13 protein-coding genes are annotated in these 17,541 nt (G+C 73.1%); 10 read left to right on the forward strand and 3 right to left on the reverse strand.

Annotated features, from left to right (window positions below; genetic code table 11):
* Nucleotides 1-2 precede the first annotated feature (2 nt).
* From F5972_RS29500 to F5972_RS29540, 9 genes are read left to right on the forward strand one after another with little or no spacing between them, the layout of a single operon-like run.
* Nucleotides 3-1,541, forward strand: coding sequence for a hydantoinase/oxoprolinase N-terminal domain-containing protein (locus F5972_RS29500; RefSeq protein ID WP_191910367.1), 1,539 nt, complete (start codon nt 3-5; stop codon nt 1,539-1,541).
* Between the two features lie 17 nt (nt 1,542-1,558).
* Nucleotides 1,559-3,190, forward strand: a complete 1,632-nt coding sequence (locus F5972_RS29505) for an ABC transporter substrate-binding protein (RefSeq protein ID WP_150938066.1) — start codon at nt 1,559-1,561, stop codon at nt 3,188-3,190.
* Between the two features lie 2 nt (nt 3,191-3,192).
* A complete protein-coding gene (locus F5972_RS29510; RefSeq protein WP_150938068.1) occupies nt 3,193-4,209 on the forward strand; it encodes an ABC transporter permease in 1,017 nt (338 codons plus the stop codon).
* Nucleotides 4,206-5,063, forward strand: coding sequence for an ABC transporter permease (locus tag F5972_RS29515; protein WP_150938071.1), 858 nt, complete (start codon nt 4,206-4,208; stop codon nt 5,061-5,063). The genes F5972_RS29510 and F5972_RS29515 overlap by 4 nt, the downstream gene beginning before the upstream one ends.
* Complete coding sequence (locus F5972_RS29520) at nt 5,060-5,836, forward strand: ATP-binding cassette domain-containing protein (protein ID WP_150938073.1); 777 nt, start codon at nt 5,060-5,062, stop codon at nt 5,834-5,836. The genes F5972_RS29515 and F5972_RS29520 overlap by 4 nt, the downstream gene beginning before the upstream one ends.
* Complete coding sequence (locus F5972_RS29525; protein WP_150938074.1) at nt 5,833-6,834, forward strand: ABC transporter ATP-binding protein; 1,002 nt, start codon at nt 5,833-5,835, stop codon at nt 6,832-6,834. Before F5972_RS29520 ends, F5972_RS29525 begins: the two co-directional genes overlap by 4 nt.
* On the forward strand, nt 6,818-8,281 hold the full coding sequence (locus tag F5972_RS29530) for a helix-turn-helix domain-containing protein (RefSeq protein ID WP_150938076.1): 1,464 nt from the start codon (nt 6,818-6,820) through the stop codon (nt 8,279-8,281). The genes F5972_RS29525 and F5972_RS29530 overlap by 17 nt, the downstream gene beginning before the upstream one ends.
* A 43-nt stretch (nt 8,282-8,324) precedes the next feature.
* Complete coding sequence (locus tag F5972_RS29535; protein WP_150938078.1) at nt 8,325-10,331, forward strand: hydantoinase/oxoprolinase family protein; 2,007 nt, start codon at nt 8,325-8,327, stop codon at nt 10,329-10,331.
* Nucleotides 10,328-12,037 (forward strand): hydantoinase B/oxoprolinase family protein, encoded by a 1,710-nt coding sequence (locus tag F5972_RS29540; protein WP_150938080.1) that lies wholly within the window; start codon nt 10,328-10,330, stop codon nt 12,035-12,037. The genes F5972_RS29535 and F5972_RS29540 overlap by 4 nt, the downstream gene beginning before the upstream one ends.
* Before the next feature lie 49 nt (nt 12,038-12,086).
* On the opposite strand, the gene F5972_RS29545 is transcribed toward F5972_RS29540, so the two are convergent.
* Nucleotides 12,087-12,458 (reverse strand): DUF742 domain-containing protein, encoded by a 372-nt coding sequence (locus F5972_RS29545; RefSeq protein ID WP_150938083.1) that lies wholly within the window; start codon nt 12,456-12,458, stop codon nt 12,087-12,089.
* Nucleotides 12,455-14,461: a sensor histidine kinase gene (locus F5972_RS29550; RefSeq protein WP_150938085.1), complete on the reverse strand. Its 2,007-nt coding sequence runs from the start codon at nt 14,459-14,461 to the stop codon at nt 12,455-12,457. Before F5972_RS29550 ends, F5972_RS29545 begins: the two co-directional genes overlap by 4 nt.
* Nucleotides 14,462-14,635: 174 nt before the next feature.
* Here F5972_RS29550 and F5972_RS29555 point away from each other — a divergent pair, with 174 nt between their 5' ends.
* Nucleotides 14,636-16,231 carry an ABC transporter substrate-binding protein gene (locus F5972_RS29555; protein WP_150938087.1) on the forward strand — a complete coding sequence of 532 codons (1,596 nt, stop codon included), beginning with the start codon at nt 14,636-14,638 and terminating at the stop codon, nt 16,229-16,231.
* A 64-nt stretch (nt 16,232-16,295) separates the two neighbouring features.
* Here F5972_RS29555 and F5972_RS29560 read toward each other — a convergent pair whose 3' ends face one another.
* Nucleotides 16,296-16,688: a hypothetical protein gene (locus tag F5972_RS29560; RefSeq protein WP_225312011.1), complete on the reverse strand. Its 393-nt coding sequence runs from the start codon at nt 16,686-16,688 to the stop codon at nt 16,296-16,298.
* Between the last annotated feature and the right edge of the window lie 853 nt (nt 16,689-17,541).

Consider the following 17,541-nt stretch of genomic DNA (forward strand, 5'->3'; position numbering starts at 1 on the left):
GCATGAGTATGAGCCTGCGGGTCGGGATCGACGTGGGCGGCACCAACACCGACGCGGTGGTGCTGGACGACGACGACCGGGTGCTGGCCACGGCCAAGCGGCCCACCAGCCCCGACGTAACCGAGGGCCTGCGCGCGGCGCTCGACGCGGTCCTCGCCGGGCTGCCGGACCCGCGCCTGGTCACCAGGGTGATGCTCGGCACCACCCACGCGACCAACGCGATCCTGGAGCGGCGGGCGCTCGGCCGGGTCGCCGTGCTGCGGCTCGGCGCCCCCGCGACCACGTCGGTGCCGCCGCTCAGCGAGTGGCCCGACGACCTGCGCGACACCGTGGCCGCCGGGACGGCGATCGTCCGGGGCGGCTACTTCGTCGACGGGAGCGAGATCGCGCCCCTGGACGAGGACGCGGTGCGGAAGTTCGTGGCCGGCACGCCCGCCGACGCGGTCGCCGTCACCGGCGTGTTCAGCCCGGCGAGCGCCGACCAGGAGAACCGGGTCGCCGAGATCATCCGGGCCGAGATCGGCGACGTGCCGGTGAGCCTCAGCCACGAGATCGGCTCGCTCGGCCTGCTGGAGCGCGAGAACGCGGCCGTGCTCAACGCCGCGTTGTACGGCGTGGCGCGCGACGTCACCGCCGCGTTGCGCGAGGCCCTGGCGTCGAGGGGCCTGGAGGTCGAGACGTACTTCGCGCAGAACGACGGCACGCTGATGGCGGTCGGCTACGCGGCCCGCTACCCGGTGCTCACGATCGGCTCGGGCCCGGCCAACTCGCTGCGCGGCGCGGCGTACCTGTCGGGCGTCGCCGACGCGATCGTCGCCGACGTCGGCGGCACCTCGACCGACCTCGGCGTGCTCGTGGGCGGCTTCCCCCGGGAGTCGGCCGCGGCGGTCGAGATCGGCGGCGTCGCGACGAACTTCCGGATGCCCGACATCCTGTCGATCGCGCTCGGCGGCGGCACGATCGTCGGGGCGGAGCCGCGCTCGGTCGGCTACCGCATCGGCGCCGAGGCCCTCGTCTTCGGCGGCTCCACGCCCACCATGACCGACGCGGCCGTCGCGGCCGGGCGGGGAGTGGTCGGCACCCACCCCGTCCCGGGGGAGTGGCGCGAGAGGCTGGCCCACGCCGTACGGGCCGCCGACGAGGCAGTCGCGGACGCGGTGGACCGGGTGGCGCTCGGCCGGGCCGACCGGCCGCTCGTGGCGGTCGGCGGCGGCGCGTTCCTGCTGGCCGAGTGGGTGCCGGGGGCGCGCGAGGTGATCCGGCCGGAGCACGCGGAGGTCGCCAACGCCGTGGGCGCGGCCATCGCGCTCGCCAGCGGGCGGATCGAGACGATCGTCCCCGCCGCGGGGGGCGGGAGCGCCAGGGCTAGATTGATCGACAACGCCAAGGAGGAGGCGGCCGCGAGGGCCGTCGCCGCCGGGGCGGACCCCGAATCGGTCCAGATCGTCGAGCTCAGCGAGATCCCCCTCAGCTACCTTCCTGAGCCCGCGGTGCGCCTGCACGTCAAGGCCGCCGGTCCTCTCGCCCGGCCGGCCGGATAGGAAAGGAACCCCTCCTCATGCGCTGGCACAAGCGTCTTCTCGCGGCGGGAGCCGTGGCCGCAGTGACCCTCTCCGCCGCCGCCTGCGCGGGTGGGCAGGTCCGCGGCGCCGCGGACTCCACCGAGCCCGCCCCGTCGGCGGGCGGAGCCGGGAGCGCGGCCGACAGCACGTTCACGTACGTCCCGAACCTCGACGTCGTCACCGACTGGGACCCCGCGAGCTCGTATTCCAACGAGATCATCGCGATGCAGAACATCTACGAGTCGCTGACCCGGTACAACCCGCAGACGAAGAAGGCCGAGCCGCGGCTGGCCTCGTCGTGGACCTCCTCGCCCGACGGCAAGAAGTGGACCTTCACCCTCCGGGAGGGCGCGACGTTCCACACCGGCAAGCCGGTGGACGCCGCCGCGGCGAAGGCGTCGATCGAGCGCACCATCAAGGAGGGCCAGGGCGCAGCCTACATCTGGAGCGCGGTCAAGAAGATCGAGGCCAAGGACGCCACGACGCTGGAGTTCACGCTCAAGTACCCCACCCCGCTCGACCTGGTCGCCTCGGCCGGATACGCGGCGTACGTCTACGACACCACGGCCGCCTCCGGCGACCTCAAGAAGTGGTTCGGCGAGGGCCACGACGCGGGCTCCGGGCCGTACACGGTCGAGAGCTGGCAGAAGGGCAAGGAGACCGAGCTCACGCTCAAGGCGTACGACGGCTACTGGGGCGGCTGGGACGGCGCCCACTACAAGAAGCTCGCCTTCCGGGTCACGCCCGAGCTGACCACCGCCTGGCAGCTGCTGCAGCGCGGCGAGGTGTCGTTCGTGCAGCGGCTCAACTCCCAGCTGTTCGCCCAGGCGGGGAACACGAACACGGTGCAGACCGCGCAGACGCCGTCGTTCCAGAACCTGCTCGTGCTGTTCAACACGGCCGACGGCCCGCTCAAGGACGTGAAGCTGCGCCAGGCCCTGCAGAAGGCGATCGACTACGACGGCCTCGTGGCGGCGCTGAAGGGCGCGGGCGTGGCCGCCAGCGGCCTGGTGCCCGAGGGCCTGCTCGGCTACACGCAGGGCCTGACCCCCAAGCAGGACCTCGCGGGCGCCGAGGCGCTGCTCAAGGAGGCCGGCTACGGCCCCGGCGGCAAGCAGCTGGAGCTGTCGCTGACCTACGCCCAGGGCGACAGCGACCAGGAGCTGCTGGTCACGCTGCTCAGCTCGGCGCTCGACAAGCTGAACGTCAAGCTGTCGGCCAAGCCGCTGCAGTGGACCACCCAGTGGGACCAGGGCAAGGCGAAGGACCCCGCCAAGCGGCAGGACGTCTTCGTCATGTACTGGTTCCCCGATTACGCCGACGCCTACTCGTGGTTCGTCAACGTCTTCCACGGTGAGGACGCGGTGCAGTTCAACCTCTCCTACCTGAAGGACGCGGCGGTCGACAAGGAGATCGACGGGCTGCCCGCGCTCACCGCGACCGACCAGCCCGCCGCGGAGAAGGCGTACTCCGGCCTCCAGGAGAAGATCATCAACGAGAAGGCCGCGGTGGCCGTGCCGTACGTGCAGACCTACCAGCGGGCGTTCGCCAAGTCGGTCCAGGGCTACACGGACAACCCGGCCTACCCGAACGTGGTGTTCGCCTACGACCTGAAGCCCGGCGCCTGACCATGCCGGGGTACCTGATCCGCCGGCTCGGCCAGGCCCTCCTGGTCGTGGCCGGCGTGATCGTCCTCACGTTCGCCGTCATGCGCCTGGTCCCCGGCGACCCGGCCGTGGCGTACGCGGGGCCCAAGGCGACGGCGGCCGAGCTCGCCGACGCCCGGCGGCGGTTCGGGCTGGACGACCCGCTGCCGGTGCAGCTGTGGAACTACGTGCGCGACCTGCTGGGCGGCGACTGGGGGACCAGCCTGCACACCCGGCGTCCTGTGCGCGACGACCTCTTCCAGGCGTTCCCCGCCTCACTGGAGCTCGTCGGCGTCGCGCTCGTCGTCGCGCTGGTCGTGGGCATCCCCCTGGGGATCGCCGCCGCCCGCTACAAGGGCCGCCTGCCCGACCTGTCCGTACGGCTGTCGTCGATGCTGGCCGTCTCGGTGCCGGTGTTCTGGCTGGCCCTCGCCCTGCAGACGGTCTTCGCCAGCGGCCTCGGCTGGTTTCCGGTCGCCGGGGAGTACGACGCGTCGCTCGACCGGACCAGCCCGCTGCACCTCTACACGAACATCACCGCTGTGGACGCGCTGATCACCGGCAACTGGCCGATCCTGGCGAGCACGCTGTCGCACCTGGTGCTGCCCGCCCTGGTGATCGCGGCGTACCCGGCGGGGGTGGTCGCCCAGATGACCAGGGCCGCGCTCATCGAGGAGTCGTCGCGCGAGCACGCGCGGCTGGAGCGCGCGCTCGGCTTCGGGGAGACCGCCGTGCTCACCCGGTTCTCCCTGCGCCCGGCGCTGAACCCGGTGCTGGCGCTGATCGCGCTCGTCTTCGCCTACTCCATCGTGAACGGCTTCCTCGTGGAGGCCGTCTTCAACTGGCCGGGCCTCGGGCGGTACGCCGCCGACTCGATCCGCTCGCTCGACACGCCCGCCATCGCCGGCGTGACGCTGCTGGTCGCCGTGCTGTACGTCGTCGCCAACCTCGTCGTGGACCTCCTCCAGGGCGTGGTGGACCCGAGAGTGAGGGCGCGATGACCACTCCGGCACTGCCCCTCTACCGGCGTACGCCGCTGCGGCGCCTGGCCGGGGTGGACCGGCTCGCGGTGGCGGGCGGCGTGCTGCTCGGGATCGTCGTGCTCGCGGCGCTGCTCGCGCCGTGGATCGCCCCCTACCCGGAGGACGGCGGCTCGGCCACGCATCCCCTGGAGGCGCTGCTGCCGCCGGGCGGTGACCACTGGTTCGGCACCGACCAGGTCGGCCGCGACGTGTTCAGCCGGGTCCTGTTCGGCGCGCGCACCTCGCTGTTCATCGCCGTCGCGGTGCTCGCCGTCAGCGGCGTGGCCGGAGTCGCGCTCGGGGTGGTCGCGGGGTACGCCGGCGGCTGGGCCCGCGATGTGATCATGCGGGTGACCGACGTCTTCCTCGCCTTCCCCGCGCTGCTGCTGTCGCTGGCGCTCGCCGTGGTGCTCCAGCCGAGCGTGACCACCGTGATCGTGGCGATCGCGATCACCTGGTGGCCCTGGTACGCCCGGCTCACGGCGTCGGTCGCCGCGTCGGTGTCCACCCGGGGGTTCGTCGACTCCGCGCGCTGCCTCGGCGTGCCCGCGCCGCTCATCGTGCTGCGGCACGTGCTGCCCAACTCGCTCACGCCGGTGCTGGTGCAACTGTCGCTGGACGGCGGCGGGGTCATCCTCACCGCCGCCGCGCTGTCGTACCTCGGCCTCGGCGCCCACGAGCCGACCCCCGAGTGGGGCCTGATGGTCCAGCAGGGCCAGTCGCTCTTCACCACCGACTGGTGGGTGGTGACCTTCCCCGGCCTCGCCATCCTGGTCACCGCGTTCGCCTTCAACGTGCTCGGCGAAGGGCTGAGGGCGAGGCTGGCCCGATGAGTTTGATCAGCGTCAGGGACCTCGTCGTCCGGATCGGCGACCGGGTCATCGCGTCGGTCCCCGAGCTCGACGTCGCCGCCGGGGAGTGCGTGGCGATCGTCGGCGAGAGCGGGTCGGGCAAGACGACGACCCTGCTCAGCACGCTCGGCCTCGTCCACGGCGCCGACGTCGCCGGGAAGATCCGCGTCGGGGAGACCGACGTGCTCACGGCGAGCCCGGCGCGGCTGCGGGAGATCCGCGGTTCGCGCGCCGCCCTGGTCGTGCAGAGCCCGCAGGCCGCGCTCAACCCCACCATGCGCCTCGGCACGCTGATGCGCCGCGCGCTCGCCCGGCACGGGGTGAAGGGCGCGCGGGCGCGGGAACGGGCCGAGGAGGCCGTCCGCGCGGTGCTGCTCGACCCGGAGATCCTGCGCCGTCATCCCCACCAGGTGTCCGGCGGCCAGGCGCAGCGGTTCGTCATCGCGCTGGCCCTCGCGCTCGGCGCGCAGGCCCTGCTGGCCGACGAGCCGACCAGCGCGCTGGACGTCACCGTGCAGGCCGAGGTGGTCGCGGTGCTGCGGCGGCTGCGCGACGAGCGCGGCCTCGCCGTGCTGCTGGTCTCCCACGACCTCGCGCTGGTCTCCACGATCGCCGACCGGGTCGTGGTGATGCGCGACGGCGCGGTGGTCGAGAGCGGCCCCGCCGCCGAGGTGTTCGCCCGGCCGCGCGACCCCTACACCCGCGAACTGATCGCCGCCGTCCCCCGGCTGCCCGAGCCTGAGGAGGGGTCATGACGTTGCTCGCCGCCGAGGGGGTCACCCTCGCGTACGGCACGACGGCGGTGGTCCACGACGTGAGCCTCACCGTGGACGAGGGCGGGGTGGGCCTGATCGGGGAGAGCGGCTCGGGCAAGACGACGCTCGCCCGCGCCCTGCTCGGCCTCCTGCGCCCGCGCTCCGGCGTGGTCAGGTACGGCTCCGCCGACCTCGCCGGGCTCGGCCGCGCGGGCCGGGCGGAGTTCCGCCGGGCCGTGCAGCCGGTCTTCCAGGACGGCAGCGAGGCGCTCGACCCCCGCATGACCGCGGGGGCGTCGGTCGCCGAGGCGCTGACCACCCATCACCGGGTGCCCAGGGACGAGCGGCGTGACCGGGTGGCCGCGCTCCTCACCGGCGTCGGGCTCGATCCCGCGCTGGCCGGGCGCAGGCCGCACGAGATGTCCGGCGGCCAGCGGCAGCGGGTGGCCATCGCCCGCGCCCTCGCCGTGGAGCCCCGGCTGCTGGTGCTCGACGAGCCGACGAGCGCGCTCGACGTCACCGTGCAGGCCCGGATCCTCGACCTGCTGGAGGGCCTCGCCGCGGACCGCGGGCTGGGCTATCTGCTCATCACCCACAACCTCGGCGTCGTGGGGCGGCTGTGCCGCACGTCGTCGGTGCTGTTCGCCGGGCGGGTGGTCGAGTCGGGCCCGACCGCCGACCTGCTCACCCGGCCGGCCCATCCGTACACCCGGGCGCTGCGCGACGCGGTGCCGCGCCTCGGCGGCGAGCCGCCGCGTACGGCCGGGCGGACGGAGGCGGCGCCGGCGCCCACGGGCTGCCCCTTCCGGCTGCGCTGCCCCTGGGCGGCGGACCGCTGCCGCGACGAGGCGCCGGAGCTTCGTGAGCTGGGAGGACGTAAGGTGGCGTGTCACCGCGCGGAGGAGGTGCTGACCACCCCTGCCTCCTCCATCCCGGCCTCCCCGGCCGCGCGCGTTCCCCGCGACGGAGGTGAGGCACCCGATGCGCCGCGTCAGTGACCTGCTGCGGACCCCCGCGGGCCGGCGGCTGACGCTCGTCGCCGGGCCCTGGGACGCCCGGGAGGTCGACAGCGTCGTCCTCGTCGACGAGATGCGCGAACTCGCCGAGGCGGCTCCCGGCGCGCTGGCGATCCTGTCCCGCCACGCCATGCGGTCGTGTGACGTGCCCGGCGCGCTGCGCCTCGCCGGGGGCCGCGGCCTGGCCGGGATCGTGCTGCCGGGCCCCTCCGGCACCTCCCCGGAGATGGTGGAGGTGGCCCGGCGGGAAAGGGTCGCCCTGCTCGCCGGGGCCTCCGGCCACTCTCTCTCCGACACCGTGCTCGGCCTCAGCGCCGCCGTGCGCGCCGACCCCGGGTTGCTGCTGCGCCGTACGCGGGAGGCGATCGACGGCCTCGGCGCGATGGAGGGCGCGGGCGAGGACGACATCCTGCGCGCGGCCTCCGCCTCGGTCGGGGTCGGCTACCGGGCGTCGGGCCTGGCCGCGCCCGGGGCGAACGCGACCGTGATCCGGATCGGCGGACGGCCGGACGGCTATGTGTGCTGGGACGGCGAGGACCCGGCGGCGGCGATCGTCGCCCAGGTCGTCGCGACCACGCTCGGCCGGGTGCGGGCGGCCGCCCGCGAGGCGGAGGCGGCCCGCGAGCGCGCGCTGCTGGCCCTGCTCGGCGCCAGGGACGGTGGTGCCGCCGCCCGCCGCGCCCGGCACGCGGGCGTGCCCGTCGAGGGCTGGCACGTGGCCGTGTTCCTGCGCGACCCCGCTGCCGGGGTGGCGGACGTCGTGCTGCGGGAGGCGCGCGCGGCGGCCGGCGCGGCCCTGCCCGGCCTGGTGGGCCTCGGCGAGGCCGCCGACCTGGCCGCGCCGCCGCTGGTCACCCGGTGGCAGGACGGCGTGCTCGTGGTGCTCACCACCGACGAGCGGACGACCGCCCGCGCGCCCGCCGGAGGGCCGCCGGGCCACGGCACGGACCCGGGCGCGGGACTTGATGCGGGACTGGGCATGGGAGTGGGGACCTGCCAGGCGGGGCCCGACGGGCTGCGCCGTACGGCGTCGCAGGCCCGCGCCGCCGCCGCCCGCGCGGAGGCGGGGCAGGCCGTCGCGTTCGACCGGCTGGGCGTGCACGCGCTCCTCGCGGAGCTGGGCAGTAGCGAGAGCGCCCTGATGGCCGCTCGCGACCTGCTCGCCCCGCTGGAGCGCCTCGGCGCCCTCAGCGCCCACGCGGTGCCCACCCTCAAGGCGTACCTGGACTGCTGGGGCTCCCGGACCAGGGCGGCGGAGCTGCTCAGCCTGCACCCCAACGCGGTGGCCCACCGGATCAGGCGCATCGCCGAGACACTCGACGCCGACCTGTCCGATCCGCAGACTCGCTTCGCGCTCCAGCTCGCCTGCCACGTGGTGCTCGACCACGACTGTCTCCCGGGGACAACAACGTCGATCACGTCGTCGTGAGGACACATCGACGCGGCGTGCGCCTCGTCCTACCGTGCCGGGCATGACCACCGTGATCGGAGTGGACGTCGGCGGCACCTTCACCGACCTCGTCCTGCACGACGCCGCGACCGGCGAGATCAGGGTCGCCAAGCGGCCCACGACGCCGGCGGCGCCGGAGCGCGGGGTGCTCGCCGCGGTCGACGCGGCGGTGCCGCCGGACCTGCTCGCCCGCTGCCGCCACTTCGTGCACGGCACCACCGTCGGCCTGAACGCGCTGCTCGAACGGCGCGGCGCGACCGTCGGTCTGATCACCACGGCCGGGTTCCGCGACGTGCTGGAGATCCGCCGCGGCGACCGCGACGACCCCTACGACCTGTTCTGGACCCCGCCGCCGCCGCTCGTGCCCCGCCGGCTGCGCCTGGAGGTGACCGAACGGGTGGCCGCCGACGGCTCGGTCGTACAGACCCTGGAGCCGGAGGACGTGCGGCGGGCCGCGGAGGTCTTCGCGGCCGAGGGCGTGGACGCCGTCGCGATCGTGCTGGTGAACTCCTACGCGAACGCCGCGCACGAGACGAGGGTCGCCGAGCTGCTCGCGCGGGCCGGGTTCACCGGGCCGGTCTCGCTGTCGCACGAGGTCTCGGGGGAGTACCGCGAGTACGAGCGCACCTGCACCACGGTCGTGGACGCGTTCGTCCGGCACCGGATGGGCCCCTACCTGCACGACCTCGACCGCGAGCTGCGGGCCAGGGGCTTCGCCGGCGACCTGCTCGTCACCCGCTCCGGCGGCGGGGCGCTGACGCTGGCCGAGGCCGCGGCCCGGCCGTTCGAGACGATCCTGTCCGGCCCGGTGGCCGGGGCCGCCGCGACCGCCCGTCTCGCCGCCACCCTCGGCATCGGCACGGCGGTGGCCGCCGACGTCGGCGGCACAAGCTTCGACACCGCGCTCGTCGAGGACGGGCGGCTGCCGCTGCTCTACCAGGGCGAGGTCGTCGGCCTGCCGCTGCAGAGCCCCTGGGTGGACGTCCGGTCCGTCGGCGCGGGCGGCGGGTCCGTGGCGTACGCCGACGCGGGCGGCCTGCTGCGGGTCGGCCCGCGCAGCGCGGGCGCCGACCCCGGGCCCGCCTGCTACGGGCGCGGCGGGACCGAGCCGACGGTCACCGACGCGGCCCTGCACCTCGGCATGATCCCGCGCGGGCACATCTCGGGCGGCATCGAACTGTCCGAGGACGCGGCGGCCCGCGCGCTCGCGCCGCTGGCGGGCCCGACCGGCATCGACGGCGTGGACGCGGTCGCGGTGGGCGTGATCAGGATCGCCGCCGCGCACATGGCCCAGGCCGTGCGCGGCGTGACCGTGGAGCGGGGCGTGGACCCGCGCGGCGCGGCCGTCGTCGCCTTCGGCGGCGCCGGGCCGGTGTTCGGCTGCCTGCTCGCCGACGAACTCGACGTGGACACCGTCGTCGTGCCGCCCAACGCGGGCAACTTCTCCGCCGTCGGGCTGGTGCAGGCGGACGTCGTCCGCTCGGCCGCCCGCACCCTGGTGCGTCCCCTCGACGACGCGGCGCTGCCGGTGGTCGGACGGCTGGCGGAGACGCTCTTCGAACGGCTCGCACAGCCGGAGGCCGTCCGGGAGGTCGACCTCGACCTGCGCCACCGGGGGCAGGAGCACACGCTGACGATCCCCGTACGCCTGGAAGACGACGACCTGGCGGCCGTGTCCGCCCGGTTCTCCGAGGCCTACCACCGGGCCTTCGGCCACACCCTGCCCGACCCGCTGGAGGTCGTCACCGTACGGGCGACCAGCCGGATCGTGCTCGACGACGCCCGCCCCCTGGTGCCGGCCCCGCCGCCCGCCGAGCAGGAGGCCGGGCGGGGGACGACGCGGCTGTGGTCGTTCCGTCAGGAGGCCTTCGCCGAGGCTCCGGTCGTCCGCCGGGAGGACCTGCGCGGCGTGGCCGAGGGCCCTCTGCTGGTGGTGGAGCCGACCGCGACCACCTACGTGGACGCCGGCTTCGCGGTGGAGGCGCATGAGAGCGGCAGCCTCATGATCACAAGAAAGGAACGGCGATGAGCGTCGTCCGCACCCGCTACGCGGAGGTCCACCCCGGGCTGGGCGACGGCGCCGACCCGGTCACCACCGAGATCATCCGGCAGGGCCTGAACGCCGCCGCCGACCAGATGAAGCAGTCGCTGATCCGCACCGCCTTCTCGCCGATCATCTACGAGGCGCTGGACTTCGCGGTCGCGTTCTACGACGCGGACATGTGCATGCTGGCGCAGGCCCCGACGCTGCCGGCGTTCATGGGCACGCTCGGCTTCTGCGTCCGGGAGGCCGTCGAGGGCGTCGGCGGGCCCGCCGCGCTCAGCCCCGGTGACGTGATCCTCTACAACGACCCGTACGGCACCGGCTCGCACCCCCAGGACGCGGCGATGGTGGTGCCGATCTTCCACGACGACGAGCTGGCCGGCTACTCGGTGATCAAGGCCCACTGGCTCGACATCGGCGGCAAGGACCCCTACTGCACCGACACGATCGACGTCCACCAGGAGGGCACGATCTTCCCCGGGGTCAAGCTGTACGACGCGGGGCGCCTCGTCAGCGACGTCTACCGGATGATCCTCGCCAACAGCCGGATGCCCGAGATGGTCATCGGGGACATCAACGCGATGGTCGCCGGGGCGCGGACCGGGGCCGAGGCCCTCGGCGCGCTCGTGCGGCGGCACGGCCTCGGCGTCTTCCGCCGGTGCGTGGCCCGGATGTACGCGCACGGAGAGGCGCTGGTGCGCGGCTGGTTCGAGCGCCTCCCTGACGGCGTCTACCAGGCGTCCAGCGTGATCGACTCCGACGGGGTCACCGGCACGCCGATCCCGTTCGGCGTCGAGGTCGTCGTTGACGGCTCGTCGGTGACCGTCGACCTGACCGGCTGTCCCGATCAGGTGGGCGGGCCGGTGAACTGCCCGCTGCCCTCGACGGTGGCGGCGGTGCGGATCGCGGTGTCCTTCCTCGCCGGGGCGGGCGAGCAGCCCAACGAGGGCCACTTCCGCCCCCTGGAACTGCTCACCCGGCCCGGCTCGCTGTTCCACCCCCTGCGGCCCGCGCCCTGCTTCATGTACGGCATCCCCTCCGACCACGCCATCGAGCTGATCATCAGGGCGCTCGCCGGGGCCGTGCCGGGATCGGTGCCCGCCGCGAGCGGCGGGGACATCAACGCCCTGGTGTGGTGGGGCAACCGCGAGGCCACCGGAGAGCCCTGGGCGGACGGCGCGCCGCACCCCGTGGGCCAGGGCGCCTCACGGTCGGCCGACGGCGCGAGCGCGCTGATGTACATCTCCGAGTCGGCCACCCGCTTCACCCCGGCCGAGGTCTGGGAGGCGCGCAACCCCTGGCGGATCGAACGGCTGGCGCTGGCGGAGGACTCCGGCGGCCCGGGCCGTCACCGTGGCGGGCTCGGGCTCGACCTGTCCTTCCGGATCCTGGAGGACCAGTACCTCACCGCGGGGCTGGCGAGGACGGCGCTCGCGCCCTGGGGCCTGGAGGGCGGCCTGCCGGGCCGGCCGAACCGGCTGACCGTGGAGTATCCCGACGGGCGGGCCGAGGAGTTCTCGCTGAAGACGCGGATCTTCCTGCCGAAGGGCGCGGTCGTGCACCTGCGCACCGGCTCGGGCGGCGGGTACGGCCCGCCGGAGGAGCGCGACCCGGAGGCCGTGCGCGCGGACCTGCGGGAGGGATACATCACCCCCGGGCACGCCCGGCGCCACTACCCCCACGCGCTCTGAGAACCGGGGGCCACGCATCGGGGGTCACGCATCGGGGGTCACAGGGCTGTCACAGGGCCTGGAGGCCGCCGATCACCTCGGTGAGGAGCTTCTCGGTCGGGAAACGCGCGACGTTGGCGGGCGGGCGCACCTTCACGAGCCCCTGCTCGTGGAGGTCGCCCACGAGCACCCGTACGACGCCGAGCGGCAGGTCGATGGCCACGGCGATGTCCGCGAGCGACGCCGCCCGCGCGCACAGGCTCAGGATCATCCACTGCTCCGGACCGAGGCTGACCGGCGTCGGCCCGCCGATCGCGGTCACGATCGCGACGATGTCGATGTCCTTGTTGGACGGCCGGACGCGCCCGCGGGTCAGGGCGTAGGCCGGGACGACGGGCCCCGCCTCCTCGTCCAGCCACTGGTCCTGCATGCGGTCGCTCACCTCGGGTCCTCCTGGCCGGCGTGCTTGTCGTTCTTGGGCCCCCGGTTGAACGAGGCGAGGATGATGTCCTCCGGGGTGACCTCCTCCGTCTGCAGGCGGGTGAGGTCGTCGTCCTTCGGATAGACCATGAGCGCGGATGGGATCAGCACGATGGCGGTCGTTCCTCCGTATGGCGAGGGCCGCAGGGTCACGCGGACGTCCCGCCGGGCGGCCAGGCGCGCGACGACGAACAGCCCCATGCGGTCGGTGTCCGCGATGTCGAACTCGGGGGCGTTCGCCAGGCGCTCGTTCAGCTCCGCGAGCCGTTCCTTGGTCAGCCCGAGCCCGCGGTCCTCGATCTCCACGGCGAAGCCGGTACCCACGATCTCGCCGCGTACCGCGACCGGCGTGTGCGGCGGGGAGTAGACCGTGGCGTTCTCGATCAGCTCGGCGATCAGGTGGATGACGTCGGCGACCGCGGACCCGTCGAGCCCGTGCTCCTCCATCGGCAGCACGTTCACCCGGGCGTAGTCCTCGACCTCGGCCGCGGCGCCGCGTACGACGTCGTACATCGGGACGGGCTTGCGCCAGGCGCGGCCCGGGACCGAGCCGGACAGGATGATCAGGCCCTCGGCGTGGCGGCGCATGCGGGTCGTCAGGTGGTCGAGCCGGAACAGCTCCTCCAGCATGTCCGGTTCGGTCGCGTACCGCTGCATGCCGTGGAGCTGGGTGCGCTGCCGGTGCAGCAGCGTCTGGCTGCGCCGGGCGAGGTTGAGGAAGACCTGGCTGACCCCGCGCTGCAGGCGGGCCTGTCCGATCGCGGCCTCCACCGCGGCCTGCTGGACGGTCGAGAACGCCCGCCCCACGTCCTGGATCTCGGCCGTCCCGCCCAGCGTCCGGATCGGCGGCGCCTCCGTCGCCAGGTCGACCTCGTCGCCGCTTCTGAGCTTGGCCAGCACCCGGGGCAGCCGCTGGTTGGCGAGGTCGAGCGCGGCCTGCCGCAGCCCGGCCAGCTCGCGGGCGAGACGGCCGCCGACGTGCATCGAGATGAGGATCGAGGCGACGACCGCGAGGAGGCCGAAGCCGCCGGCCAGCACGGCCCGCCGCAGGATCGAGTCGGCGATCGGCGCGGCCCGCCGGGCGAGCAGCGACGCGGCCTCGGTCTGCGCCTTCTGGAACGAGTCGGCGAGGTCGTCGGAGGTCGACTGCCAGACCCGCTGCGTACGCGCCGAGATCCGCGGCGCCTTGATGATCTGCTCTTCCTGGAGCCGCAGCCGCTGGTAGAGGGGCGTGGTGATCAGATTCACGTGGAGCTGCCGCAGGGTCGTGTCCAGCTCCGGCAGTGCCTGGTCGATGAGGAACCGCCGGTTGCCCACGAGCTGGGTGAACAGCTTGCGCTCCTCGTCGGTGAGCCCGCCCGGCGCGGCCGCGGCGAGGGCCTGCTCCCGGGTCAGCAGCTCCTTGGCGTACCCCAGCGAGATCACGACCCGCGACTGCTGGTAGATCGGGATGTCGTTGATCAGGGCGAGGCTGTAGTGCATCCGGTAGATCGCGTCGCTGACGAGGTTGTAGGTCTCGATGGCGTGCAGCCGCTCCGACAGCCCCTCGTCCACCTCGGCGCGGATCTCGTCCACCCGGGCCAGGCCCTGCAGCATCTCGTCCACCTGCGCGCGCATGGCGGTGGTGGTGGCCGAGCGGGACTCCCGCGACAGGGCCAGGGTGCGCACCCGCTCCCGGGCGGCGTTGGTGCGCTGCCGCTGCAGGCCCAGCGCCGTGCGGTCGTTCTGGCTCCGGGAGCCGAGGGAGCGGGCCGTCGCCATCCGCTCCGCCTGCAGTTCGACGATCAGGGAGTCGGCGGGCTGCCGCAGCGTGGACCACAGCGTGTTGTACGTGCGCAGGCTCAGGCTCTCCTCGATGGTCACGCCGGCGGTGACCGCCCACAGCGTGACCAGCGAGAACAGGGGGACGAGCAGCAGGCCGATGATCCGGGACCTGATCGGCCGGTCACGCCCGCGCGCAGTCATGGCACCTCGCCACGTGAGGTACAAGCCTCACATTGAACACTTTTGCGACAGAGATAGAGGTTAGCAGTGAGATCGCCAGCACGCGGCCCCGGTGATCAATTGCCGGAAATATCACGGCCAAGCGTGATCTTGCAGTAGCTTCGATCATGATAGACACGGAAAGGACCCGCCCGCATGCGCCGTTTTCTCGTCATGGGAGTGATGGCGGTGCTGGCCCTCACGGGATGCGGCGGGGGTGAGCCCGCCGCGATCTCCGCGGCGGGGCTGTCCTCGGCGAAGGACTCGACTTTCGTCTACCTGCACCATCTCGACATCGTCACCGACTGGGATCCCGCCAGTTCCTACTCCAACGAGATCGTCGCGATGGAGAACATCTACGACTCGCTGACGATCTACAACCCCCGCACGCGGCGGGCCGGCCCACGCCTGGCCGTGGCCTGGACGTCGTCGGCCGACGGCAAGACCTGGACCTTCACGCTGCGCGAGGGCGTGGTCTTCCACACCGGCCGGCCGGTGGACGCGGCGGCGGTCAAGGCGTCCGTCGAGCGCACCAAGCGGCTGGGCGCCGGAGCGGCCTACATCTGGGACTCCGTCCAGCAGATCGTCGTGCGGGACCCGCTCACCGTGGAGTTCCGCCTCAAGTACGCCGCCCCGCTCGACATCATCGCCTCCTCCGGCTACGCCGCGTTCGTCTACGACACCCACGCGGCCGGCTCGGGCGACCTCGGGAAGTGGTTCCAGACCGGCCGTGACGCGGGCTCGGGACCGTACACGGTGGCGAGCTGGACGAAGGGCAGGGAGAAGGAACTGGTCCTGCGGGCCTTCGACGGCTACTGGGGCGGCTGGGACGGCCCGCACTACCGGAACGTCGAGTTCCGCGTCACCCCCGATCCCGACCGGGCGTACCGGATGCTGCTGCGGGGCGAGGCGAGCTACGTGCAGCGGCTGAACACCCAGCTGTTCCTGCGGGCCAGGGCGACCGCGGGCGTGCGGACGATCCAGGTGCCGTCGTTCCAGAACCTGCTCGTGTTGTTCAACTCCGCCTCCGGCCCGCTGGCCGACGTACGGCTGCGCAAGGCGGTGCAGAAGGCCATCGACTACGACGGGCTGATCACCCGGATGAGGGGAGCGGCCGCCCCCGCGTCCGGTCTGGTGCCCGAGGGCCTGCTCGGTCACGTGCCCGGCCAGAGGTCGCGGCAGGATCTGGCCGGCGCCGCCGAGCTGCTCGCCCAGGCCGGGTACGGCCCCGACGGCGCGCCGCTGCGCCTCACGCTGACCTACGCCGAGGGCGACGACGACGAGGCGCTGCTCGTACGCCTGCTCACCGACGCGCTCGCCTCCCTGAACGTCCAGGTCGAGGCCAAGGCCATGCAGTGGAACGACCAGTGGAGCCGGGGCAAGGCCACCGATCCCGCGAAACGCCAGGACATCTTCGTCATGTACTGGTATCCCGACTACGCCGACGCCTACTCGTGGTTCCTGAACGTCTTCCACAGCGCCGAGCCGGTGTCCTTCAACCTCACCTACCTGAAGGACAAGAACCTCGACGAGCGGATCGACACCCTGCCGTCACTCGTGACGAGCGACCGCGGGGCGGCGGAGAAGGCGTATGCCGACCTCCAGAAGAGGCTCGTCGAGAAGGATGCGGTGGTGGCCGTGCCGTGGGTGTCCACCTATCAGCGGGCCTACCTGGGCAACGTCCAGGGATACACCGACAACCCCGCCTACTCCAACGTCGTCTTCGTGCACGACCTCATCCCGGGAGGCTGAACGACGGCCCGCAGGGGTGAGTGGAGTCCGCAGGGGTGAGCGGCGGCCCGGGACCACGGGTGGCTCAGCTCCGGAGCCGGCGGCTGACGCCGCCGCAGCGGGGGCCCCGGGGCGCGCGGGACCGCGGGGGAGCCGGCTCGTCGAGGTGGGCGAGCATGGCCTGCGCGCCCGCGGCGTCCGCGAGGATCCGCGGCGCCTGCTCCCCGTCGGGAAGCTGCCCGTGCCTGGCCAGTTCGTGCTCCAGGAAGGTCAGCGGCGCCAGGTCTCCGACGGCGTCGGCTGCGACGGTGGCGCGAGCGGCGGTGAGGAGCCCGAGATAGTGCGAACGCAGGATCGCCTCGCGCATGCGGAGCTGCTCCAGATCGTCGAGCAGGGCGTGCGCGAGTTCGAGCAGGTCTCCCGGGCGGGCCGGCTCGGCCGCGATGTGGGCACGGATGTCGTCGAACTCCGACCGCATGATGATGGCCACCTCCAGCGGCGGAAGTCCGGGCGGCCGGGTTGGCGCCGAACGGAGACTTCCGCGTCTTGTACGTACCGCGGGGCGATTGCGAGCGGCTTGACGTTTGGTTGAGGGGGGAGGCGACGACCTCGGGGGACCGTCACCGCCACCGTCTCCGTCATCGGACGAGGAACGACGCGCGACCCCGGGGCGTTGTCCCGCACGTCGCACCTCCCCGATCCTCCGCGCCTACACCGGCGTGATCGCCGCAGCGCTAAGTAGATGCCTGAGGGCCGGATCTGGTTGTCCGCGCTCGCCCGTGCGTTTCATGAGATCCCGTACGTGCCGGATGTCGTACCCGCCGACCTGCGGGAATAGGTCAGGCCCCGGGAGCGTTCTTCTCTGGCTGGGTCATGGTGCCCCCGAACCCTGGTAATCTTCTGGAGTCGGCGCGGTCCGGCGCACTCCTCTTCGATCACCTGGGTGGTTGTCTTGGCGTGTGCGGCCGGTTGGCCGGCGTCTCCTGTGGCTTCTGGGTCTTCGCACCGGTGGTTTTGCGCCGGGGTGAGGGTTCGGGTAAGTTAGAGGGGTTGCCCCGGAAACGGGGCGGTCGAATTCCTGTCGGTTGGCGGGTTTCGGGTCAAGTCGGTTCTGAAACGGGCGGATTTGACACGGAATAGCTGGTCGGGAAGGATTAAGACCACAAGCGGAAAGCGAAACGAAACGCCCCGGAGTTCGGGACCAGGTTCAAGGGTCTTGGGTGATGGTGGTCGCGTCCGTTTCTTGAGAACTCAACAGTGTGCTAAAAGCCAGTGCATGAATCATGCATGACCCCGTCACCGTTGTTGGTGGCGGATTCCTTTGACGGTGC

Origin of the sequence: Microbispora cellulosiformans (assembly GCF_008728085.1) — a bacterium.
In the GTDB taxonomy this organism is placed as follows: domain Bacteria; phylum Actinomycetota; class Actinomycetes; order Streptosporangiales; family Streptosporangiaceae; genus Microbispora; species Microbispora amethystogenes.